Source organism: Aminobacter sp. NyZ550, from assembly GCF_025628925.2.
In the GTDB taxonomy this organism is placed as follows: Bacteria; Pseudomonadota; Alphaproteobacteria; order Rhizobiales; family Rhizobiaceae; genus Aminobacter; species Aminobacter ciceronei.
The window spans coordinates 180,915-202,919 of sequence record NZ_CP114190.1 but is presented as its reverse complement, the minus strand read 5'-3'; the positions used below and the strand labels follow the sequence as shown (position 1 = coordinate 202,919).

The following is a 22,005-nucleotide window of genomic DNA, read 5'->3' as shown; positions in this document are numbered from 1 at the left end:
GCATTTCCTATGCGAATTGCAGTGCTGGATTTTCGTTCGCCGCTTCGGCTTTCGGATCGAGATCGATGACGCGAATGGTCCCCAGCGCCTTCGGGCTGCGGTGCGCGACGATAACGAATGTCGTGGCCGGCAACTCTTTCTTGAGCACGGAAAACAGTTCGGCCTCGGCCGTCTCGTCGAGCGCGCTGGTGGCTTCGTCGAGGAACAGCCAGTCCGGCTTCAGCACAAGCGCGCGAGCCAGCGCCAAGCGCTGCAGTTCGCCACCAGAGAGGCCAGACAACACCAGCGGATGGCCTTCCCAGGCATCTTCGAGCCGCAGCATGTCGCTGTCGCCGAAGCCGACGGCTTCGATAGCCTGTCGCAATTCCTGTCGCGTGAAGGCCTCGGCTGGCGCGGGGTAGGCGACCGCTTCGAAGACGTCGCCTTGCGGGAAATAGGCCTTCTGCGACAGGAACAGCTTGCTGGCCGAGGGCATCTCGATGCGACCGTCGCCATGGTCCCAGCCGCCGGCCATCGCCTTGAGCAGAGTGGTCTTGCCGAGCCCCGACTGCCCGCGCAGCCACACTGCTTCGCCGGCGCCGATATCGAGGCGCGGTAGCGGCAGCAGCTCGCGCCCCTCCGGTGTCCGCAGCGTGAGCTTGTGCACATGCAGTCCGCCGGACGACGCCTCTTGGACGATGCCCGAAGCACGGCCGCGCACCGCCTCGGTCGCGGCGAGGAAGCCATCGAGACGGGAAGACGCGGCGACGAGGTTCGACAGCGGCTTGTAGGAGAAGATGAACCAGGACAGCGTGGTGACGACGTTGGAAAACGCCATGGCGATCTGCATCAGGCCGCCAAGCGCAATGCTGCCGGCGAGAAAGCCGGGCAGGGCAACGAACAGCGGGATGCGCAGCACCGTGTGCGAATAGGGAAAGGTGAAGCAGCCGAGCAGGAATTCGCGGCCCGCCATCTTGCGCCAGTTCTGTGCGATGCCGTCGAAGCGGCGGTCGAGCCCGGTGCGCTCGACGTTCTCGCCACCCATCAACGCGATCTCGTCGGCCGACTGGCGGATGCGCGCCATGGCGAAGCGGAAATCGCCTTCGCGCTTCTGCTGCGTGTAGAACAGCGATTTCAGCGGCCGGCCGAGCAGATGCGTCAGCCCGCTCGACAGCGCGACATAAATGAACGCCGCCCAGACCATGTAACGCGGGATCGAGACGTCGAAACCGAACAGCGAGAAGTTGAGCGCGAAGGTCGACAGCCCCCACAGCAGCGCGAGAAAGGAGAAGATACCGACGATCTTGGTGATCAGCTCGATGCCTTCGTCGAGGATACCCTTGACGAACAGGCCGCAATCGTCGGCGATGCGCTGGTCGGGATTGTCGACCTCGCGCGGGCAGTCGCCCTGGGTCAGTCGCCAATAGGCGCGGTCGGCGAACCACGAGCCGAGGGCTGCCTCGGTCAGTGACCTGCGCCACCTGATATGCAACATTTTCTGCAGGTAATCTGCCGTCAGTGAGCGCACCGAATTGGCTGCGACGATGCCGGCAAAGATCCAGATCTGCCAGACCGCCGCCTTGGCGTCGACCTTTTCCAGCGCACCGTAGAATTCCGAGGTCCAGCTCACCAGCCTGATGGTGAAATAGATGCCGGCCAGTTGCAGCGCGATGACCGCGGTGAGGTAGACGAGGCTCGTCTTGCCACCCTTGCCGGCAATGCAGAGCTTGAGCAGGCGAACGAACTGCCTGAGGACGTTGGTCACCGCGATGGCCTTTCATGCAAGACGCAGGGGCAACGTGCCCTGCGTCGGATCGCTGTCGATCTGGCTCAGAAGCGCACCGTTGCGCCGAGCTTGAAGGTGCGGCCTGGCGCCACCTGCATTTCCGGATTGTTGGCGTTGGCCACCGGCCCCGAGATCACGTTGGTGACGCCAGTGAGGGTGTTGGGGAAATAGCGGCGGTCGAAGATGTTCTGGATGCCGAAGTCGACATCGACATTTTCGGTCGGCTTCCAGCGGGCATAGGCGTCGAACACAGCATAACCGCCCGGCTTGAAGGCGTTGGGGTCGGCGCGTTCGGTGACGCCATGGGCGAAGGTGGCGACCAACTCCGTTTCGAGGTTCCAGTCGGGGACAAGGTAACGCCCGCCCAGCACCGCGGTGAGCGGTACCGCACCGTCGAAGGCCGTTTCGGCAGCACTTGCCGAAATCCGCTGCGTGCCCTTCTGGTAGGAGATCGAGCCGTTCAGGTAGAGGTTTTCGTAGACCTCGTACTCGCCGCCGAACTCGATGCCCCAGACCTTCACGTCCTCGACATTGTCTGAGGTGTAGTGGTTCGGCCTGCCCGGAACCTCCTGCAGAGAGCGGATGAAATCCTTGTAGTCGGCATAGAAGGCCGTGAGGCTGAAGTAACCCTTGTCGAGCTCGCCACGAATGCCGGCCTCATAGCTGCGCACGGATTCAGGCTTCAGGTTCGGATTGGGAATCAGGACGGATGGCGGAGACGTAAAAAGATTGTCCGACGACACGAACAACTGCTGCGACGTCGGCATCTTGAAGCCTTCGCCATAGCCGGCATAGAGCGTATAGGTGTCGTTCAGCTCATACATCGCGCTGATCCGCTTGATCAGCTTGGTCTCGTCGATCTTCTGGGGCTCGAAGCCGGGCTTCGGCTTGTAGTCGGCGTCGCCGGTGGGATCGATGGAATAGTGCGCCAGGCGCGCGCCTGGGGTGATGGTCAGCCGGTCGTCGAACAGCTTGATCTCATCCTGAAGGTAGATGTCGGCGCGGACGGTGTCGACCTTCGGGAAGTTGAAGCCCTGGTTGTTGGCGGTGGTCGTGGTGCCAGCTGTCAGGTTGTTGGTGATGTTGTAGCCGTCATAGTTGCTCTTGGTCAGATCGCCGTCGAAACCATAGGTCAGCTTGTGCGACAGGCCGCCCAGTTCGAAGGACGAGTTGGCCTGCACGTCGGCCTCGAGGAAATCCTCGCCATAATTGCGGACTTGGATGTTCTGTTGGCGGCGCGTTGGGTAGGTGCGCAGCTGATTGCTGTAGGTGTCGCGCTTCTGCGGCGAATAGGAGATCTGCCACTTGATCTCATCGAGCCACGGCGCGTCGACCTTCCAGTCGTGCGACAGGGCCAGCCTGTAACGCTCCATCTCCAGTTCGCGCTGCCAGCTGGTGTTGACGTACGTCGATCCCGCAGACGAGTCGTACATCTGCTGGATCGTCGTGTTGCGGTTGAACCACTCGCCGGTCAGCTTGACCTCGTGATCCTGGGTCGGGTTCCACTGCAGCTTCATCAGACCGTTGAAGGCGTCGGTGTCGGCGGGAAACGCCTTGTTGCACGGCCAGATCGCCTGGCGTGGACAGCCCCACTGGCCGCCATCGGCGCGGCTGTTGCTGAAATCGCCTTCCGACGCCCCGAGATGACCGAAGCTGCCGAGGAACTTGAAGTCGCCGGATTCAGCGGCCGCACTCACCTGCTTGCGGAACGAATCGTCGTAGCTGTCATAGGCGGTCTTCATCTCGACTGCCCATGGCTTCGAGCCGTTGAGAAGATCGTCGGGGTCGAGCGTGCGGAATGCGACTGCGCCACCCAGCGCGTCGGCGCCTTGGAGCACCGAGTTCGGACCGCGTACGATCTCGGCGCTGCGCATGTTGAAGGGGTCGACGAAGTCGCGGCTGCCGTCGATGATCTGCTCCTGGATGCGGCTGCCGTCGACACTCATCTGGACGCGGTTGCCGCCCATGGCGCGGATGTTGAAGCCGGTCAGCTGGCCGAACGGATTGGTAAGCGATGTCGTGCGCGAGACGGTGACGCCCGGCTCGTAGCGAACCATGTCCTGGATGTCGCGGACGACATGGCGCTGCAGCGTCTCGCGGTCGATGACCGACACCGACATCGGAATGTCGAGCACCTTCCCGGTGGTGCGCGCCGATGTGACGACGAGCCTGTCGAGCACGATGCGCTCTTCATTGCTCAGCAGCGGCTTCGTTTCCTCGACCTTCTTGGCCGGTGTCGTTGCCGTCTGGGCACTGGCGATGCCGGCCGATTGCAGCAACAGAAGCGAAACGCCGGCCAGAAGCATTTGCGACCGCGAACCGCGGCCGGTGTGAACGTTAGACATGACAGCCCCCTCGAAAAATCTGGAAAAGCTGGCTGTCCGCGAACGAAGGGCTGGCGTAAGTTAATATGAGTCTGTGACTCAAGATTGGTGATGGCTGTATAATGGGTCCTGCGGTGTGTGCAAGCCGGGTGATGCGCGGCGCGACACCTGGCCTCACCTGGAACAGACACATGCCGGCGCCGCCCAGCTACGGCTGGCGAGGATCTGGAAGACTTGTTTTGTTCGTCATTCCGCGAGGCGGGCGATTTTCGCCGAAGCGTTTCACAATAATATGACTATCATTGTCATATTATTTGACAGGAAAGCGCGAATGACCTAGCGAACCCGTCCCTGTTGTTCGAGCGGCGTCGGGTAGGCAATGAAATTTCGAGAGAAACTGAACGCCTTGCGCAAGATACCGCTCGGCGATTGGCGGATACTGATGCGGATCATGGGCATCTACCGCCGTAAGTTTTTTCTTGCCATTGCACTTTCGCTAGCCGGAATCGTGCTCTCGGTGACGGTTCCGATCCTTTCGCAGAAGATCGTCGACAGCGTCATGGTCGGCAAGGACGGTTGGGCAGCGACCCAGTTCGCCGCCATCGCCATCGTGGCGGCGGTTATCAGGCACATGACCTCACGCTGGCACAACTCGCTGATCAACGACGTGGACGCAAGGTTCACCGCCCGGCTGTCGAGACGCATCTACTTCCGCCTCATGCGCATCCCCTATGAGAGTTCGGCATCCGCAGGCGGAAGCACGATCAACCTCCTCAACGAATCCCAGCGTGTCGCCACCTTCATGCTGAGCGCTGCGCCGAATTTCTTCCTCACCATGTTGGGTGCTGCCGTCTCGTTCGCCGTGGCGCTGTACTACGACTATCTCATCTGCCTGCTGGCCTTTGTCGTTGCCCTGATCTTCGCCGCCTTTGCCCGCAAGACCAATGCCCAGCTGGGCGAGGCGAGCCGCAGCTCGTTCCGCCTCAACGGCGCTCTGCAGGGGGCGGCCGCTGAAACGGTAGGCAACATCCGCGGCATCAAGTCGAATGCGGTTGAGCGCTTCTTCATCGGGCGCTGGTCCGCGAAGTCGGCCGAAGCCATCAAGGCGCGCTGGCACATACTCGACCTCTCGCACTCCTATTCGTTCACGCTTGGCCTGCTGAGCGAGATCCTGACGCTGCTCGTCGTCCTCGTCGGCTGCTGGCGCATCCTGCGCGGCGATCTCACGATCGGTGGCCTGCTTGCGCTGCAGCTGCTCGTCACCCGAGCGACCATGCCGATGCTGACCAGTGCCGGCATCCTGATCCAGTTCCATTCGGTGAGCGCCACCGTCTCGGCCCTCGCGGCTTTCCTCAAGCGCCAGCCGGAGCGCGCCATCGTTGCCCCGGCGCTGCGTGCTGCTGATTTCGGCCCGATCACGGTCGAGGATCTGACCTTCCGCTATCCCGAGGCGACGGCTGCGGCACTCAACGGTGTCAGCCTGGTGCTGCCGGCGACGGGCGTCGTGGCGATCGTCGGCCGCAATGGCTCCGGCAAGTCCAGCCTGCTGCGCGTGCTTTTGGGACTGGAGCGCGATCATGCCGGCAAGGTGGCAATCGGCGGCATCGACGTCCGCGCCTACAATCCGCGCTGGCTGCGCGGCCGCATCGGTGTTGTCGACCAGGAGACGTCGCTGTTTTCGGGTACCATCCGCGAGAACCTTCAGGCGTCGCTGCCGCGCCCGCTTCGCGACGACGAGATCGACAAGGCGCTGGCGTTTTCCTCCGCCGACAAGTTCACCGCCGGCCTGCCCAAAGGCATCGACACCGAACTGGTGCAGGCAGGGCAGAACCTCTCCGGCGACCAGCGCCAGCGCCTGGCGATTTCGCGCGCCGTGCTGCGCGATCCGCACATCGCCGTTTTCGACGAACCTACTTCGGCGCTCGACGCCGAATCGGCGATGGCGCTCGAGCGTGAGCTGCTGGCCTTCGGCCGCGACCGCCTCGTCATCATCGTCACGCACCATCTGTTCTCGGCGCGTTCGGCCGACATGATCGTCGTGCTCGACGACGGCAGAATCGTCGGCACGGGCAGCCATGAGGCTCTGAATGCCGAATGCCCGGTCTATCAGGCGCTGTGGCGCGACTACGTCAGGGATTGATCGGCCGCCGGCGTTGATCGGTCGATGAGGTGGAAATGATTCTTCCACCTGTTGACACGACACCGGGCAGTCATACTACATGTAGACATCGTGGTCTTCCGAGTTGATTCCAGCTCGGGAGCTAAGAGGGAAGCCGGTGCGCGATTTCGCAATGCCGGCGCTGCCCCCGCAACTGTAAGCAGTGAGTTGCTGTCGCGTAGTGCCACTGGCGCCAATGGGCGCTGGGAAGGCCAGACAGCGGCAATGACCTGCGAGCCAGGAGACCTGCCGCGATCGAGTCTGAACGTCCACGGGCGGGGTGTCCGGTGGTGCGCTTGCGTTCCGCCGGCTTGCGCCGGCTGAAATCCGTCATGCGTCCGCCCAAGGCCCTTCGCCCCCAAACCATCGGGGAAGATGATGCCGGCGACCTCCACACTTCAATCCAGCGGAACCGACAGCGTTCCGTCCGCTCTCAGCCAGGGTTCCAAGACCGCGTCCGAACCTGGCTACCGTGTCATCCGGCGCAACGGCGCGGTGACGCCGTTCGACGCGACCAAGATCACTATGGCGCTGACCAAGGCATTTCTCGCCACCGAGGGTTCGGTGGCCGCCGGTTCGCGCCGCGTCCACGACGTCGTCGAGGAACTGGCCGGCCAGGTGTTCGCCGCGCTGACCAGGCGGGCAGATAGCGGCCGCACCTTCCATATCGAGGAAATCCAGGACCAGGTCGAACTGGCGCTGATGCGCTCCGAGCATCACAAGGTCGCCCGCGCCTATGTGCTCTACCGCGAGGAACGTGCCCGCGAACGCGCTGCCGCCAAGGTCACGTCGGTCGAGGTCGCCGCACCGCCGCTCCAGGTCAAGGCCGATGACGGCAGCCTGGCACCGCTGAACGAGACGCGACTGGCACGCATTGTCGACGAGGCCTGCAGCGGGCTCGAGGCCGTCTCAGCGGATGCGATCCTGGCCGAGACAAGGCGCAATCTCTATGACGGCATCACCGTCGACGAGCTTTCGCTGGCGCCGATCCTGGCCGCCCGTACGCTTGTCGAAACCGAACCGAACTACGCCTTCGTCAGCGCCCGGTTGTTGCTAGACCGGTTGCGGCGCGAGGCACTGAGCTTCGTCTCGGCCAGGTCTGAGCAGGCCACCCAGGCCGAAATGACCGAGCGCTATGCCACCTATTTCCCCGCCTTCGTCGCCACCGGCATCAAGGCCGAATTGATCGACCCCGAACTTGGCCGTTTCGACCTTGCCAGGCTCAGTGCCGCGCTGAAGCCCGAGCGCGACCTGCAGTTCCAGTATCTGGGTCTGCAGACGCTCTATGACCGCTATTTCCTGCACAGCAAAGACAAGCGTTTCGAACTGCCGCAGGCCTTTTTCATGCGCGTGGCGATGGGCCTGGCAGGCCGCGAGATCGACCGCGAGAGCCGCGCCATCGAGTTCTATGATCTTTTGTCGTCCTTCGATTTCATGGCCTCGACGCCAACGCTGTTCAACTCCGGCACGCTGCGCCCGCAATTGTCGTCCTGTTTCCTCACCACTGTCGCCGACGATCTCGACGGCATCTTCAAGGCGGTGAAGGACAATGCGTTGTTGGCCAAATATTCCGGCGGGCTCGGCAATGACTGGACCTCGGTGCGCGGCCTCGGCGCCCACATCAAGGGCACCAATGGCGAGAGCCAGGGCGTGGTGCCGTTCCTCAAGGTGGCCAACGACACGGCGATCGCCGTCAACCAGGGCGGCAAGCGCAAGGGTGCGGTCTGCGCCTATCTCGAGACTTGGCACGTCGATATCGAGGAGTTCCTCGACCTCCGGAAGAACACCGGCGACGACCGCCGCCGCACCCACGACATGAACACCGCCAACTGGGTGCCGGACCTGTTCATGGAACGCGTCGAGGCCGATGGCGAATGGACGCTGTTTTCGCCTGATGAGACGCCCGACCTGCACGACCTCTACGGCACGGCGTTCAAGGCGGCCTACGAGGCCTACGAAGCCAAGGCTTCGGCGGGCGGGATCAAGGTGTTCCGCACGGTCAGGGCGCTGGACCTCTGGCGCAAGATGCTGACCATGCTGTTCGAAACAGGCCATCCCTGGATCACCTTCAAGGACCCATGCAACATCCGCTCGCCGCAGGGCCATATCGGCGTCGTCCACTCGTCGAACCTGTGCACCGAGATCACCCTCAACACTTCGAAGGACGAGGTCGCCGTCTGCAATCTCGGTTCGGTCAATCTTGCCAATCATATCGCAGCCGAGGGGCTCGACATCGACCGTCTGGCGCGCACCGTGAAGACGGCGATGCGCATGCTCGACAATGTCATCGACATCAATTTCTACACCATCCCCGAAGCCAGGCGCTCCAACCTGCAGCATCGTCCTGTCGGCCTCGGCCTGATGGGTTTCCAGGATGCACTTCAGGCGCTGAAGATCCCCTATGCGTCAGACGCTGCCGTGGCCTTCGCCGACGCCAGCATGGAGGCGATCTCCTACAACGCGATTTCGGCGTCCTGCGACCTTGCCGCCGAACGCGGGCGTTATCCGAGCTTTGACGGTTCGCTGTGGTCGAAGGGCATCCTGCCGATCGATTCCATCGACCTCTTGGCCAAGGCGCGCCCCGGTGTCGACATGGACGGCGCCTCGACGCTCGACTGGGATGCCTTGCGCAAGCGCGTCAGGAAGACAGGTATGCGCAACTCCAACACCATGGCGATCGCGCCGACGGCGACCATCTCCAACATTTGCGGTGTCGCGCAATCGATCGAGCCGGCCTACCAGAACCTGTTCGTCAAATCGAACATGTCCGGCGACTTCACCGTGGTCAACGCAGCACTGGTGCATGAGCTGAAGGCGCGCGGCCTGTGGGACGAGGTCATGGTCTCCGACCTCAAATATTTCGACGGCTCGATCGGCCGGATCGACCGCATCCCCGACGACCTCAAGGCGCTCTTCGCTACCGCCTTCGAGATCGACAGTGCCTGGCTGATCGAGGCAGCGTCGCGTCGGCAGAAATGGATCGACCAGGCCCAGTCGCTCAACCTCTACATCGCCGATCCAAGCGGCAAGAAGCTCGACGCGCTCTACCGCCTGGCATGGAACAAGGGCCTGAAGACGACCTACTATTTGCGCTCGCGCTCGGCCTCGCATGTCGAGAAGTCGACGCTGAAGGGCACCGACGGCAAGCTCAATTCCGTCTCCGCTGTAGCTGTTGCAGCGTCAGTCCCAATCATCGTCAACGCCGATGTCGCATGGGGCAAGGCCTGCGCCATCGACGATCCCGAATGTGAAGCCTGTCAGTAAGCGGCGATCAGGAAAAGGAACAACAAGATGCTCGACTGGTCCGAACCAAAGGCTGCCGCCGCAACCATCCACCCCGCCTTCACAGGCGACGTCCCGCTTGCCGATGCCACGGGGCTGGGTGTGATCGAACGCGGCGGTGGCCGCGTCCGCGTCGACGACAAGCGCATGATCAACGCCCGTGCCGACGTGAACCAGCTTCTGCCGCTCAAATACCGCTGGGCCTGGGAGAAATATCTCGCCGGCTGCAACAATCACTGGATGCCGACCGAAGTGTCGATGCAGGCCGACATCGGCCTGTGGAAGTCGAAGGATGGGCTGACCGACGACGAACGGCGCATGATCAAGCGCAATCTCGGCTTCTTCGCCGCGTCGGAGAGCCTGGTTGCCAACAACATCGTGCTGGCCATCTACCGCCATCTGACCAATCCGGAATGCCGGCAATATCTGCTGCGCCAGGCCTTCGAGGAGGCGGTGCACACCCACACCTTCCAGTACATCGTGGAGAGCCTCAGCCTGGACGAAGGCGAGCTGTTCAACATGTACCGCGAGGTGCCCTCGATCACCGACAAGGCGGCATGGGCGCTGAAGCACACACAGCATCTCGACGATCCGGATTTCAGGACCGGCACGCCTGAAGCCGACCAGGCCTTCCTGCGCGACCTCGTCGCTTTCTACGTCATCTTCGAGGGCATGTGGTTCTACACCGGTTTCGCCCAGATATTGTCCTTGGGCCGGCGCAACAAGATGGTCGGCATTGCCGAGCAGTACCAGTACATCCTGCGGGACGAGTCGATCCATCTGAACTTCGGCATCGACGTCATCAACCAGATCAAGCACGAGAACCCGCATCTGTGGACGCCGGCGTTCCAGGATGAGATCCGTGGCATGATCCGCACGGCTGCTGAGCTCGAGGCCTCCTATGGCCGCGATACGATGCCGCGCGGTTTCCTTGGCCTCAATGCAGCGCTTTGCGAAACCTATATGCACTTCATCGCCAACCGGCGCTGCGCCCAGCTCGGCCTGCCGCCGGTCTTCGCCGAAGTCGAGAACCCATTCCCGTGGATGTCCGAGGCGATGGATTTGAAGAAGGAGAAGAACTTCTTCGAGACCCGTGTCATCGAATACCAGAATGGTGGAGCACTGGCATGGGACTGACCTGGAACCGTCCCACCATTGCATCGGTCATGCCCGAACCCGAACAGGTGTTCCTGGCTTGGCTGGTCGCGCAGCCTGAAGGCGGCAACCTCCACGAGGCCGCCTCGCGGCAGGCCACTCGGCTCGCCGAATATGGTGGCAGGCATCCGGGGCCGCGCCGGCTCAGGCAATTGTTCCTGGACCTTGCCGCCGAACTCGGCGGCGGCAGGGCCATGCCGTCATGAAGCGAAGGATTCTTGTCATCGGCATCGGTGCGGGCAATCCCGACTATGTCACGATCCAGGCTGTCGATGCGCTCAACCGGGTCAACGTCTTCTTCATCCCCGACAAGGGTATCGAGAAGGACGGGCTGGCGCGGGTCAGGCGCGAGATCTGCGAACGCTTCATCCGCGACCAGAGCTATCGCACCGTCGCGTTCGAGGTGCCTCGCCGCAGGCCGGCGGCGGAGGACTACGGCACCGCCGTCGCAGATTGGCATGACGCTGTCGAAGGCGTCTACCAACAGCTGCTCATGGAGGAACTCGAGGAAGACGAGTGCGGCGCGTTCCTCGTCTGGGGCGATCCGACGCTTTACGACAGTACCCTGCGCATCCTCGACCGGCTGCAGGCCAAGGGCGGCTTCGAACTCGAATATGATGTCATTCCGGGTATCACCAGCGTCCAGGCGCTTGCCGCCCGGCACAAGGTCACGCTGAACAGGATCGGCCAGTCGATCGCCATCACCACCGGTCGCAAGCTTGCGGAGGGTTTTCCCAACAATGCCGACAGCGTCGTCGTCATGCTCGACGGCGAAGGTGCCTTCGCCGGTCTCGATGGTGATCTCGACATCTGGTGGGGCGCCTATGTCGGCACGCCGGATGAAATCCTGGTGTCGGGCAAGTTGCGCGAGGTCGTCGGCGACATCGAGCGCATCCACAAACAGGCGCGCGAGCAAAATGGCTGGATCATGGACACCTATCTGCTGAAGCAGCCGGACTAGCCGGCAGGCTGGTCGTGTTGCGCGTGGTCGCAAATGCGACAACGACACACTCGACATATTGACATAAAGATGTCTTTATGTGACCTGACGGCTTTGTCGCCGAAAGGATGAAAAGTGTCGCAAAACGCCACCTCGCTCGACGCCCTGTTTGGGTCGGTTGCCGCCAAGCCAGACGGTTCGGAGGTGATGGCAGCGCTGAAAGCGGCGGCGAGTGAGCGCATCCTGATTCTCGATGGCGCGATGGGTACCCAGATCCAGGGGCTCGGCTTCGACGAGGACCATTTCCGCGGCGACAAATTCACCGGTTGCGCCTGCCATCAGCAGGGCAACAACGACCTCTTGATCCTGTCGCAGCCCAAGGCGATCGAGGAGATCCACTACAAATACGCCATCGCCGGCGCTGACATCATCGAGACCAACACCTTTTCGTCGACCTCCATCGCCCAGGCCGACTACGGCATGGAGGACATGGTCTATGAGCTCAATCGCGACGGCGCGCGGCTGGTCCGCCGCGCCGTCGTCCGGGCGCAGCAGGAAGACGGCAAGCGCCGCTTTGTCGCCGGCGCGCTCGGGCCGACCAACCGCACCGCCTCGATCTCGCCTGACGTCAACAATCCCGGCTACCGCGCCGTCACCTTCGACGATTTGCGCATCGCTTACGGCGAACAGCTGCGTGGCCTGATCGACGGCGGCGCCGACATCATCCTGATCGAGACCATCTTCGACACGCTCAACGCCAAGGCGGCGATCTTTGCCTGCGACGAGATCTTCATCGAAAAGGGCGTGCGCCTGCCGGTGATGATTTCGGGCACCATCACCGACCTGTCCGGCCGCACATTGTCCGGCCAGACGCCGTCGGCCTTCTGGAATTCGGTCCGTCATGCCGAACCGTTCACGGTCGGCCTCAACTGCGCGCTTGGTGCGGCCGCCATGCGCCCGCATCTGGCCGAACTGTCCGATGTCGCCGAGACCTTCATCTGCGCCTATCCCAATGCCGGCCTGCCCAACGCCTTCGGCCAGTATGACGAGAGCCCCGAATTCATGGCCTCCCAGGTCGAGGAATTCGCGCGCGAGGGTTTCATCAACATTGTCGGCGGCTGCTGCGGCTCGACGCCTGAGCACATCCGCGCCATCGCGCAGGCTGTCGCCAAATATCCACCGCGCCAGGTGCCGGAGCTCAAGCCGCAGATGCGCCTGTCGGGCCTCGAGCCGTTCACGCTCACCGACGAGATCCCCTTCGTCAATGTCGGCGAGCGCACCAACGTCACCGGCTCGGCCAAGTTCCGCAAGCTGATCACATCAGGCGACTATGCCGCCGCCCTCGACGTCGCCCGCGACCAGGTCGTCAATGGCGCGCAGATCATCGACATCAACATGGACGAGGGCCTGATCGACTCGAAGAAGGCGATGGTCGAGTACCTCAATCTGATCGCCGCCGAACCCGACATCGCGCGCGTGCCCGTCATGATCGACAGCTCCAAATGGGAGGTGATCGAGGCCGGGCTGAAATGCGTCCAGGGCAAACCGATCGTCAATTCGATCTCGATGAAGGAAGGCGAGGAAGCCTTCCTGCATCATGCCCGGCTGTGCCGGGCCTATGGCGCTGCCGTCGTCGTCATGGCATTCGACGAGCAGGGTCAGGCCGACACCAAGGCGCGCAAGGTCGAGATCTGCACCCGCGCCTACAAGCTCTTGACCGAGCAAGCCGGCTTCGCGCCCGAGGACATCATCTTCGATCCCAACATCTTCGCTGTCGCCACCGGCATCGAGGAGCACGACAATTACGGTGTCGACTTCATCGAGGCGACGCGGGAAATCACCCAGACCTTGCCGCATGTCCATGTCTCGGGCGGCGTGTCGAACCTGTCGTTCTCGTTTCGCGGCAACGAGCCGGTGCGAGAGGCGATGCACGCCGTGTTCCTGTATCACTGCATCCAGGCCGGCATGGACATGGGCATCGTCAATGCCGGCCAGCTCGCCGTCTATGAATCGATCGACCCGGAGCTGCGCGAGGCCTGTGAGGACGTCGTGCTCAACCGCCTGCCCAAGGCCGGCGGCACCGCCACCGAAAGGCTGCTGGACATTGCCGAGCGCTTCAAGGGCGCGGCCGGCAAGGAAGCAAAGGAGCGCGATCTCGCCTGGCGCGACTGGCCGGTCGAGAGCCGTATCAGCCACGCGCTGGTCAATGGCATCACCGAATTCATCGACGCCGACACCGACGAGGCGCGGCTGCAGGCCGAGCGTCCGTTGCATGTCATCGAAGGCCCGCTGATGGCCGGCATGAATGTCGTCGGCGATCTGTTCGGTGCCGGCAAGATGTTCCTGCCGCAGGTCGTCAAGTCGGCCCGTGTCATGAAGCAGGCGGTGGCCGGCTTGCTGCCACATATGGAGGCGGAGAAGGCGGCCAACGCCGCCAATGGGATCGACAATGGCGAACGCCAGACTGCCGGCAAGATTCTGATGGCGACGGTGAAGGGCGACGTCCATGACATCGGCAAGAACATCGTCGGCGTCGTGCTGGCCTGCAACAACTACGAGATCATCGATCTCGGCGTCATGGTGCCGGCAACCAAGATCCTCCAGGTTGCCAAAGACGAGAAGGTCGACATCATTGGCCTGTCCGGCCTGATCACGCCCTCGCTCGACGAAATGGCGCATGTCGCCGCCGAAATGGAGCGCGAGGGGTTCGACATTCCGCTGCTGATCGGCGGCGCCACCACGAGTCGTGTCCACACCGCGGTGAAGATCCATCCGCGCTACAGCGCCGGCCAGACAATCTACGTCACCGATGCCAGCCGCGCTGTTGGCGTGGTGTCCAACCTGCTGTCCCCTGAGGCCAAGGGCGGCTACGTTGAACAGGTGCAGGCCGAATACCAGAAGGTCGCCGACGCCCATCACCGCGCCGAAGCTGACAAGCAGCGATTGCCGTTGGCCAAGGCGCGTGCCAATGCGCACAAGGTCGACTGGTCATCTTATGCGCCGCCGAAGCCAACCTTCCTCGGCACCAGGGTGTTCGAAGCCTGGGACCTGGCCGAACTCGCCCGCTACATCGACTGGACGCCGTTCTTCCAGACCTGGGAACTCAAGGGCCGTTACCCCAAGATCCTCGAGGACGAGAAGCAGGGCGCCGCGGCGCGCCAGCTATTCGACGACGCGCAGGCGATGCTGCGCAAGATCATCGACGAGAAGTGGTTCGCGCCCAAGGCCGTCATCGGCTTCTGGCCGGCCAATTCGGTCGGCGACGACGTCAGGCTGTTCACCGACGAGGCACGCAGCGAGGAGCTTGCCACCTTCTTCACCCTGCGCCAGCAGCTGACCAAGCGCGACGGCAAGGCCAATGTCGCACTGGCCGACTTCATCGCTCCCGCCGACGGCGGCAAGCCGGATTATCTCGGCGGCTTCGTGGTCACTGCAGGCATCGAGGAAGTGGCGATCGCCGAGCGCTTCGAACGCGCCAATGACGACTACTCCTCGATCATGGTCAAGGCGCTGGCCGACCGTTTCGCAGAGGCCTTCGCTGAACGCATGCACGAGAAGGTGCGCAAGGAGTTCTGGGGCTACGCGCCTGATGAAGACCTCGCGCCCGACGACCTGATCGGCGAGCCCTATCGCGGCATCCGTCCGGCGCCGGGCTATCCCGCCCAGCCCGACCACACCGAAAAGGTGACCTTGTTCCGCCTGCTCGATGCCGAGAAAACCGCCGGCGTCAGCCTCACCGAAAGCATGGCGATGTGGCCGGGCTCGTCGGTCTCCGGCATCTATCTCGCCCACCCCGAGAGTTATTATTTCGGCGTCGCCAAGGTCGAGCGCGACCAGGTCGAGGATTATGCGCGGCGCAAGGGCATGACCGTCGCCGAGGTCGAGCGCTGGCTCGGGCCGATCCTCAACTATGTGCCGGCATCGTTCGCCGAAGCGGCCGAATAGCAACACGATGACATCACATGGGCTCTGTCGCCTTTGCGCTGAGCCCATGTCGTTTTCATGCTCGTGCCCGGCCACCAATCCGTGGTCTGATCCGGTCATGTTCAAGGTGCTGCTTCGAGTGTGAGACGAAGCGGAGAATTGGGAAGCCGGTGAGAAGCCGGCGCTGCCCCCGCAACGGTGGCGGAGTTATTGTTTCGACGGGAGACCACTGGGCAAGCCGGCCTGGGAAGGTGTCGAGACAGTCCGAAAGGACAGCTCCGAAGCCCGGAAACCAGCCTTGAACCTGACAGAACTCGACTGATCGCGGTGGGCGGTCAAGAGGCGGATCGTTGCTGCACGGACCTCTGCGTCCGCCGGCTGGCGTTCTTCCCAAATCAAGCCACCCGTTCAGTCCTTGGTGCGAGGACAGGACATGGATGCGAAGAACGAAATGCTGAAGCTGCTGCGCGGACGCCGCGACGGATTCAGCCTGGCACAGCCCTTTTACACCGACCCGGATTTCTATCGGCTCGACCTTGAGCTGATCTGGTACCGCGACTGGCTGTTTGTCGGCCATGACTGCGAACTGGCCAAGCCGGGCAGCTTCTTCACCGTCCAGGTCGGCGACTATCCCGTCGTGCTCGTCCGCGACCAGAAGGGTGAGCTGCGCGCCTTCCACAATTCCTGTCGCCACCGCGGCAGCCGCGTCTGCACGACAGAAAAGGGCACCGCGGCAAAGCTCGTCTGCCCCTATCACCAGTGGACCTACGAACTCGACGGCCGCCTGCTGTTCGCGCGCCAGATGGCGGAAGGCTTCGACAAGAGCCAGTTCGGCCTGAAGCCGGTCGCCTGCGAATCCGTCGGCGGCTACATCTTCATCTGCCTCGCCGACGAGCCCGCCGACTTCGCGCCGTTGCGGGCCATGGTCGAGCCGTACCTGCTGCCGCACCGGCTGCGCGAAGCCAAGGTCGCCTTCGAAAGCACAATCGTCGAGGAGGGAAACTGGAAGCTGGTCTGGGAAAACAACCGCGAGTGTTACCACTGCGCCGGCAATCACCCTGAGCTGTGCAAGACCTTTCCCGAGGCGCCGAACGTTACCGGCGTCAATGGCGCCGAAAGCGATCCCGAAATGCTGGCGCACTGGGCAAAGTGCGAGGCGGTGGGGTTGCCGAGCAAGTTCCGCATCGATGCCGGCGGCCAGTACAGGGCGACACGCGCGCCACTGCTGCGTGACGCGGTGAGCTACACCATGTCGGGCAAGCGCGCAGTGCGGAAAAACCTCTCCGACAGCGTCTCGGCCGACAGGATCGGCACGCTGCTGCTCTATCATTATCCGACAACCTGGAACCATGTGCTCGGCGACCATGCCGTCACCTTCCGCGTGCTGCCGATCAGCGCCACGGAAACGGCCGTCACCACCAAATGGCTGGTTCACAAGGATGCCGTCGAAGGCGTCGACTACGACCTGGCCGAACTGACCCATGTCTGGACCGAGACCAACGACCAGGACCGCCGCATCGTCGAGGAAAATGCCTTCGGCATCAAATCGCCGGCCTACGAGCCCGGGCCTTATTCGGAGGAACACGAGGGCGGCGTCATGCAGTTCATCGAATGGTACGTCGGCTTCATCGAACCGCGGCTGGCCGACGGCGGCAAGCCGGTCCTGCGCAACGTCGCCTGACCGGGAGAAGGGCATGAACGCGATGACCGAGCTTGGCCTTTACCGCAACCTCGACGAAATGGCGCCCTGGAACGACCGGCTCCAGGTGCTGGAGGTCATCGGCGTCACTGACGAGGCGCCCGACGTTAGGACCTTCACCTTCCGCTCCGACAACCAGACCTGGTTCCGCTACAAGCCGGGCCAGTTCGTGACGCTCGAACTGCCGGCCGAACCAGCACCCGTCATGCGCACCTACACCCTGTCGTCCAGCCCGTCGCGGCCGTTCTCCATCGCCGTCACCGTCAAGGCGCAGGCGGGCAGCGTCGGCACACGCTGGATGTTCGACCATCTGAAGCCGGGCGTCCGCATCAAGGCCTATGGCCCTTCAGGCGACTTCTCGCTGCACCAGCATCCGGCCGCCAAATATCTGTTCGTCTCGGCCGGGTCCGGCATCACGCCGATGATGTCGATGCTGCGCTGGCTAAACGACTGCGCGCCGTGGACGGACGTTGCCTTCGTCAACTGCGCGCGCCGTCCGGAAGAAATCATCTTCCGGAAGGAGCTCGAACTGCTGGGCGCACACATGCCCGGACTGTCGCTCGGTTTCATGATCGAGGAGCGGTCGAGCCGCGAAGGCTGGTTCGGCCATATGGGCCGCATCGATGCGGTGCGACTGCCGTTGCTGTCGCCCGACTTCCGCGAGCGTGAGGTGTTCTGCTGCGGCCCAGATCCCTTCATGCGCGCCGTGCGCGGCATGCTCGAGTCTTCCGGCTTCGACATGTCCCGCTACCATCAGGAAAGCTTTGCCGCACCTGCCGTCGAGGAGGTCCCCGCGCCGTTCTCGACGCCGGGCGGGGACAGCGAGACTGTGCCGGATGCCGTCCTGCCGGTTCGTTTCGCGTTGTCTGATGTCGACGCCGACTGCCTCTCCGGCCAGACCGTGCTGCAGACGGCGCGTGCTTCGGGCGTGCGTATTCCGGCGGCCTGCGAGTTCGGCCTATGCGGCACCTGCAAGGTCAGGAAGCTCTCCGGCGAGGTCGAGATGAGCCACAATGGCGGCATCCTCGACCATGAGATCGACGATGGCTTCATCCTTGCCTGCTGCTCGAAGCCGCTGTCGGCGATCGAGGTCGAGGCGTAGCGCAAGTCAGGAAAACCGTGCAGCGGTTTCCGTCCGGAGTTGGGAAAAGTCAGCGGTGGTGCAGCACCAGCGGCGCGCCGCCGACGTCGATGACGTCCATGCCGTAGCCGAAGACGCGGGCCAGCATGTCGGGCTGAAGTACCTCGGCCGGCGATCCGTCGGCGACGACGCCCCCCGATTTCATTGCAACGATCCGGTCGGCATAGACGGCGGCGTGATTGATGTCGTGCAGCACGACGATGACGGTGCGTTTGTCGTTGTCGGCGGCCGCGCGCAGGTCACGCATCAACTGGCGGGCAAACAGCATGTCGAGATTGTTCAGCGGTTCGTCCAGCAGCATGTAGTCGGTGCCCTGGCAGAAGGCCATGGCGACCATGGCGCGCTGGCGCTGGCCGCCCGACAGATTGTCGAGGAAGCGGTCGGCGAGATCCATCAGGCCGAACTGCTGCAATGCCGTCTCGATCAGCTTCGTGTCGTTTGCGTCGATTCGCCCGCGCTGGTGCGGAAAGCGGCCGAAGCCGACGAGTTCACGCACCTTTAGTCGGCTTGCCACCGCCGGGTCCTGGCGCAATATGGCGAGCGTCCTGGCCAGCTGGCGGCTTGGCGTCGTGTCGACCGGCAGGCCGTCGACCGAGATCGATCCGCTCTGCAGCGGCTGCAGCCGGGCGATCAGCGACAACAGGCTCGACTTGCCGGCGCCGTTGGGCCCGACCAGCGCCGTCACCCCACCCTTGGGCATGGTCAGCGACACATCCTCCAGGATTTGCGTGTCGCCGAGGCGCAACGAAACATTCTTGATCTCGATCATCGCTTGCTCGTTGTGATCAGCATGGCCAGGAAGACGAGGCCCCCCACGAATTCGATGACGACGCCGAGCGTCGCGGCACCGCCCAGAAGATGCTGCAGCACCATCTGGCCGCCAAGCAGCACGATGACGGCGGTCAGCATCGCCGCCGGCAGCAACAGGTGATGGCGGCGGCTATCGACGATGCGCTCGGCCAGCGCCACCACCAGAAGCCCGAAGAAGGTTACCGGCCCGACCAGCGCCGTCGACACCGCAACCAGGGCAGCCACCAAAAGCAGCAGCCCGGTCAGCGCCTTGGTCCATGACACGCCAAGCCCGGTGGCACTGTCGGCGCCGAGTGCCACGATGTCGAGCAGGTGGCGCTGGCGCCAGAGGATGATGGCGGCAATCGTCGTCACCACCAGGCCGATGACGACCAGGTCCGGCCGCACCGTGTTGAAGTCGGCGTAACTCGAACCTTGGACGACGGCGAATTCGTTCGGGTCGATCAGCCGCGCGATAAGCGAGGCGAGGCTGCGGAAAAGCACGCCGAGCACGACGCCGGTCAGCAGCAGCAGGCCGATGTCGAACCGCCGCCGCAGCATCGGCAGGAACAGTACCAGCGCCATGACCATCATCAGGCCGGCCTCGCCGGCGAATTTCAGGCGCGGGTCGAGCGCGACGTAACCGACGCTGCCGAGCGCCAGCACCAGCGCCATCTGGCCGAACAGGTAAAGCGCGTCGAGCCCCATGATCTGCGGCGTCAGCACCCGGTTTGCGGTCACCGTCTGGAACACCACCGTCGAGATGGCGATTGCCACGCCGACCTGAATCAGCGTCACCAGCCGCACGGCGCGCAGTTCGAGCGCGAAGGCGATGTTGCCGCGCAGGCCGATGGTCATGAAGGCAATCACCGCGATCAGGGCCGCGACAGCCATTGTCAGGAGACGTTTGTCAGGCACGCTGCGCCCGCCCGAACAGGATCCACAGGAACAGCCCCGAACCGACGACGCCGAGCACGGTACCGACAGGAATTTCGTAGGGGTAGCGGATGACGCGGCTGACGACGTCACAGGCCAGCAGGAGTGTAGCGCCGTTGACGGCGACCCAAGGCAGGGCGCTCTTCAGATTGTCGCCCATCAGGCGCGAAACGAGATTGGGTACCACCAGTCCGACGAAAGGGATCATGCCGACGACGACGACGGCCAGCGACGAGATCACCGCCACCATGACCAGGCCGAGCTGGACGATGCGTTGGTAGTTGAGGCCGAGCCCGAGGCTGACCTCGCGCCCCATCGCGGCGATGGTCAGCCGGTCGGCGACCCACCAGGCCAGAGCCACCATGGCAGCCGTGATCCACAGCAGCTCGTAGCGTCCGCGCAGCACGCCGGAGAACTCGCCATTGGTCCAGACGTCGACATATTGCAAAAGGTCGGTCTGCCAGGCGATGAACGTCACCGCAGCCCCGATGACGCCGCCATAGACGAGGCCAAACAGCGGGATGAGAAAGGGCTGCGTCGGCGGCAGCCGATGCGCGATGCCAAGGAAGATCGACGTGCCGGCAAGTGCGGTCACGCTGGCGCCCAGCGTCTTCATCGCGATCGAGGCGGTCGGAACCAGCAAGGTCACGGCAAGCACGCCGAGCGCGGCGCTCTGGCCGGTGCCGGTGGTGATCGGCTCGACGAAGCGGTTGCGCACCAGGATCTGCAGCACCAGCCCCGCAATCGCCAGGCCGGCGCCGGTCAGCACCACGGCCACGGTTCGCGGCAGGCGGCTGACCAGGAGAAGCTGTAGCGCACCGGCATCGGTGAACACGCTGTCCACAGGCAGATCATCGACGCCGATGCTCAGGCTGACGGCAAAAAGCCCGACGAGCCCGGCGGCGACGAGCAGCCGGATGTTGGGCAACGCTGCCATCACTTGGCCTTGGCGAAGGCTTGCTCGATGGTGGACAGCACGCGATGCGTCGACTGCACGCCACCGGCGGCGATGTAGAAGTCGGGCGACGGTAGGAAGATCACCTGGCCCTTCTTCCATGCGGTCGTCTGGGCTACCAGCTCGTTGTCGAGCGTTGCCTTGGCGCCCTGGTCGTTCGAGCCGATCGCGGCGGCGCGGTCGAGCACCAGCAACCAGTCCGGGTTGGTCTTGCTGATGAATTCGAACGAGATCGCCTCGCCATGCGTTGCCGCCTCGACGTCGGCGACAGCCGGCTCCAGGTCGAGCGTCTTGTGCACCCAGCCGAAGCGCGAGCCGGGGCCGTAGGCGGTGATCTTCGGGCCGTTGGTCATCAGGATCAGCGCCTTGCCCTTGCCCTTGACGGCCTGCCTTGCGGCTTCGACCGCGGCGTCCAGCTCCTTGGCGGCAGCGGCTGCTTCGTCCGGCTTGGCGAACAGCTCGCCATAGGCGGCGAGGCGCGCCTTGGCCTGGGTCACCAGGTCGTCGCCATCCATCGTCATGTCGATCGTCGGCGCCACGCGCGACGTCGCCTCGACCTGCGTCGACGAACGGCCGCCGACGATCACCAGATCGGGGGCGAGCGCATTCAGCGCCTCGAGGTCTGGCTCGAACAGCGTGCCGACGACGGTAGCGCCCTTGGCGACGCCGGCGAGTTCCGGCACGAACAGCTTGTCGGGGATGCCGGCCGGCTGGATGCCGAGGCGGTTCAGCGTATCGATCGCGGCGATGTCATAGACGGCGACCTTGGCCGGCACCTTGTCGATGGTCTTGGGGCCGGTTGCGGTGGTGATCTCGACCGCAAGGGCGGGTGCGGTGGCAATAGCCAGTGCCGCCGAAAGAGTGGCCAGCAGGCGAACAAACTTCATCTGTTATCTCCGTCCTTGTCGGTGGGCGTTGGTTGGATAAAACCTTCGCC

General features: G+C 63.6%; 14 protein-coding genes and 2 riboswitches. Of the genes, 8 read left to right on the top strand and 6 right to left on the bottom strand.

Going from position 1 to position 22,005, the window contains the following annotated elements:
* Positions 1-7: 7 nt before the first annotated feature.
* Complete coding sequence (locus tag N7E70_RS00975; protein ID WP_269441435.1) at positions 8-1,744, bottom strand: ABC transporter ATP-binding protein/permease; 1,737 nt, start codon at positions 1,742-1,744, stop codon at positions 8-10.
* Positions 1,745-1,809: 65 nt separating this feature from the next.
* Positions 1,810-4,110 (bottom strand): TonB-dependent hemoglobin/transferrin/lactoferrin family receptor, encoded by a 2,301-nt coding sequence (locus N7E70_RS00970; protein ID WP_263005214.1) that lies wholly within the window; start codon positions 4,108-4,110, stop codon positions 1,810-1,812.
* Positions 4,111-4,468: 358 nt separating this feature from the next.
* Between N7E70_RS00970 and N7E70_RS00965 the strand changes: the two genes are divergently transcribed.
* The 8 genes from N7E70_RS00965 to N7E70_RS00930 all read left to right on the top strand — a co-directional run bounded on the left by N7E70_RS00965 (position 4,469) and on the right by N7E70_RS00930 (position 18,349).
* A complete protein-coding gene (locus N7E70_RS00965; RefSeq protein WP_263005213.1) occupies positions 4,469-6,229 on the top strand; it encodes a peptidase domain-containing ABC transporter in 1,761 nt (586 codons plus the stop codon).
* A gap of 74 nt (positions 6,230-6,303) precedes the next feature.
* A riboswitch (cobalamin riboswitch) is annotated at positions 6,304-6,515 on the top strand.
* 110 nt (positions 6,516-6,625) lie between these two features.
* On the top strand, positions 6,626-9,511 hold the full coding sequence (locus N7E70_RS00960; protein ID WP_263005212.1) for a ribonucleoside-diphosphate reductase subunit alpha: 2,886 nt from the start codon (positions 6,626-6,628) through the stop codon (positions 9,509-9,511).
* Between the two features lie 27 nt (positions 9,512-9,538).
* Complete coding sequence (locus N7E70_RS00955) at positions 9,539-10,666, top strand: ribonucleotide-diphosphate reductase subunit beta (RefSeq protein WP_263005211.1); 1,128 nt, start codon at positions 9,539-9,541, stop codon at positions 10,664-10,666.
* Complete coding sequence (locus N7E70_RS00950) at positions 10,657-10,890, top strand: hypothetical protein (protein ID WP_263005210.1); 234 nt, start codon at positions 10,657-10,659, stop codon at positions 10,888-10,890. Before N7E70_RS00955 ends, N7E70_RS00950 begins: the two co-directional genes overlap by 10 nt.
* On the top strand, positions 10,887-11,645 hold the full coding sequence (gene cobF, locus N7E70_RS00945) for a precorrin-6A synthase (deacetylating) (RefSeq protein WP_263005209.1): 759 nt from the start codon (positions 10,887-10,889) through the stop codon (positions 11,643-11,645). Before N7E70_RS00950 ends, cobF begins: the two co-directional genes overlap by 4 nt.
* A 186-nt stretch (positions 11,646-11,831) precedes the next feature.
* Positions 11,832-15,569: a methionine synthase gene (metH, locus tag N7E70_RS00940; RefSeq protein ID WP_210301677.1), complete on the top strand. Its 3,738-nt coding sequence runs from the start codon at positions 11,832-11,834 to the stop codon at positions 15,567-15,569.
* Between the two features lie 87 nt (positions 15,570-15,656).
* A riboswitch (cobalamin riboswitch) is annotated at positions 15,657-15,863 on the top strand.
* A 118-nt stretch (positions 15,864-15,981) separates the two neighbouring features.
* Positions 15,982-17,229, top strand: coding sequence for an aromatic ring-hydroxylating oxygenase subunit alpha (locus tag N7E70_RS00935; RefSeq protein WP_067954754.1), 1,248 nt, complete (start codon positions 15,982-15,984; stop codon positions 17,227-17,229).
* A gap of 22 nt (positions 17,230-17,251) precedes the next feature.
* Entirely contained in the window at positions 17,252-18,349 is a 1,098-nt protein-coding gene (locus N7E70_RS00930; RefSeq protein ID WP_263005215.1) for a hybrid-cluster NAD(P)-dependent oxidoreductase, read from the top strand.
* Positions 18,350-18,398: 49 nt separating this feature from the next.
* Here the strand turns inward: N7E70_RS00930 and N7E70_RS00925 are convergent, their stop codons facing one another.
* The 4 genes from N7E70_RS00925 to N7E70_RS00910 are packed head-to-tail and all read right to left on the bottom strand — an operon-like array spanning position 18,399 to position 21,955.
* Positions 18,399-19,157, bottom strand: coding sequence for an iron ABC transporter ATP-binding protein (locus N7E70_RS00925; protein ID WP_067954750.1), 759 nt, complete (start codon positions 19,155-19,157; stop codon positions 18,399-18,401).
* Positions 19,154-20,071, bottom strand: coding sequence for an iron chelate uptake ABC transporter family permease subunit (locus N7E70_RS00920; protein ID WP_067954749.1), 918 nt, complete (start codon positions 20,069-20,071; stop codon positions 19,154-19,156). Before N7E70_RS00920 ends, N7E70_RS00925 begins: the two co-directional genes overlap by 4 nt.
* Positions 20,072-20,087: 16 nt before the next feature.
* On the bottom strand, positions 20,088-21,050 hold the full coding sequence (locus N7E70_RS00915; protein WP_263005207.1) for an ABC transporter permease: 963 nt from the start codon (positions 21,048-21,050) through the stop codon (positions 20,088-20,090).
* On the bottom strand, positions 21,050-21,955 hold the full coding sequence (locus N7E70_RS00910) for a siderophore ABC transporter substrate-binding protein (RefSeq protein WP_067954745.1): 906 nt from the start codon (positions 21,953-21,955) through the stop codon (positions 21,050-21,052). Before N7E70_RS00910 ends, N7E70_RS00915 begins: the two co-directional genes overlap by 1 nt.
* Positions 21,956-22,005 lie beyond the last annotated feature (50 nt).

Excerpts from the sequence above, each read along its gene's own strand:
- N7E70_RS00970 (WP_263005214.1), bottom strand. The coding sequence starts at position 4,110 with ATGTCTAACGTTCACACCGGCCGCGGTTCGCGGTCGCAAATGCTTCTG.
- N7E70_RS00965 (WP_263005213.1), top strand. The coding sequence starts at position 4,469 with ATGAAATTTCGAGAGAAACTGAACGCCTTGCGCAAGATACCGCTCGGC.
- N7E70_RS00960 (WP_263005212.1), top strand. The coding sequence starts at position 6,626 with ATGCCGGCGACCTCCACACTTCAATCCAGCGGAACCGACAGCGTTCCG.
- N7E70_RS00955 (WP_263005211.1), top strand. The coding sequence starts at position 9,539 with ATGCTCGACTGGTCCGAACCAAAGGCTGCCGCCGCAACCATCCACCCC.
- N7E70_RS00950 (WP_263005210.1), top strand. The coding sequence starts at position 10,657 with ATGGGACTGACCTGGAACCGTCCCACCATTGCATCGGTCATGCCCGAA.
- cobF (WP_263005209.1), top strand. The coding sequence starts at position 10,887 with ATGAAGCGAAGGATTCTTGTCATCGGCATCGGTGCGGGCAATCCCGAC.
- metH (WP_210301677.1), top strand. The coding sequence starts at position 11,832 with ATGGCAGCGCTGAAAGCGGCGGCGAGTGAGCGCATCCTGATTCTCGAT.
- N7E70_RS00935 (WP_067954754.1), top strand. The coding sequence starts at position 15,982 with ATGGATGCGAAGAACGAAATGCTGAAGCTGCTGCGCGGACGCCGCGAC.
- N7E70_RS00930 (WP_263005215.1), top strand. The coding sequence starts at position 17,252 with ATGACCGAGCTTGGCCTTTACCGCAACCTCGACGAAATGGCGCCCTGG.
- N7E70_RS00925 (WP_067954750.1), bottom strand. The coding sequence starts at position 19,157 with ATGATCGAGATCAAGAATGTTTCGTTGCGCCTCGGCGACACGCAAATC.
- N7E70_RS00920 (WP_067954749.1), bottom strand. The coding sequence starts at position 20,071 with ATGGCTGTCGCGGCCCTGATCGCGGTGATTGCCTTCATGACCATCGGC.
- N7E70_RS00915 (WP_263005207.1), bottom strand. The coding sequence starts at position 21,050 with ATGGCAGCGTTGCCCAACATCCGGCTGCTCGTCGCCGCCGGGCTCGTC.
- N7E70_RS00910 (WP_067954745.1), bottom strand. The coding sequence starts at position 21,955 with ATGAAGTTTGTTCGCCTGCTGGCCACTCTTTCGGCGGCACTGGCTATT.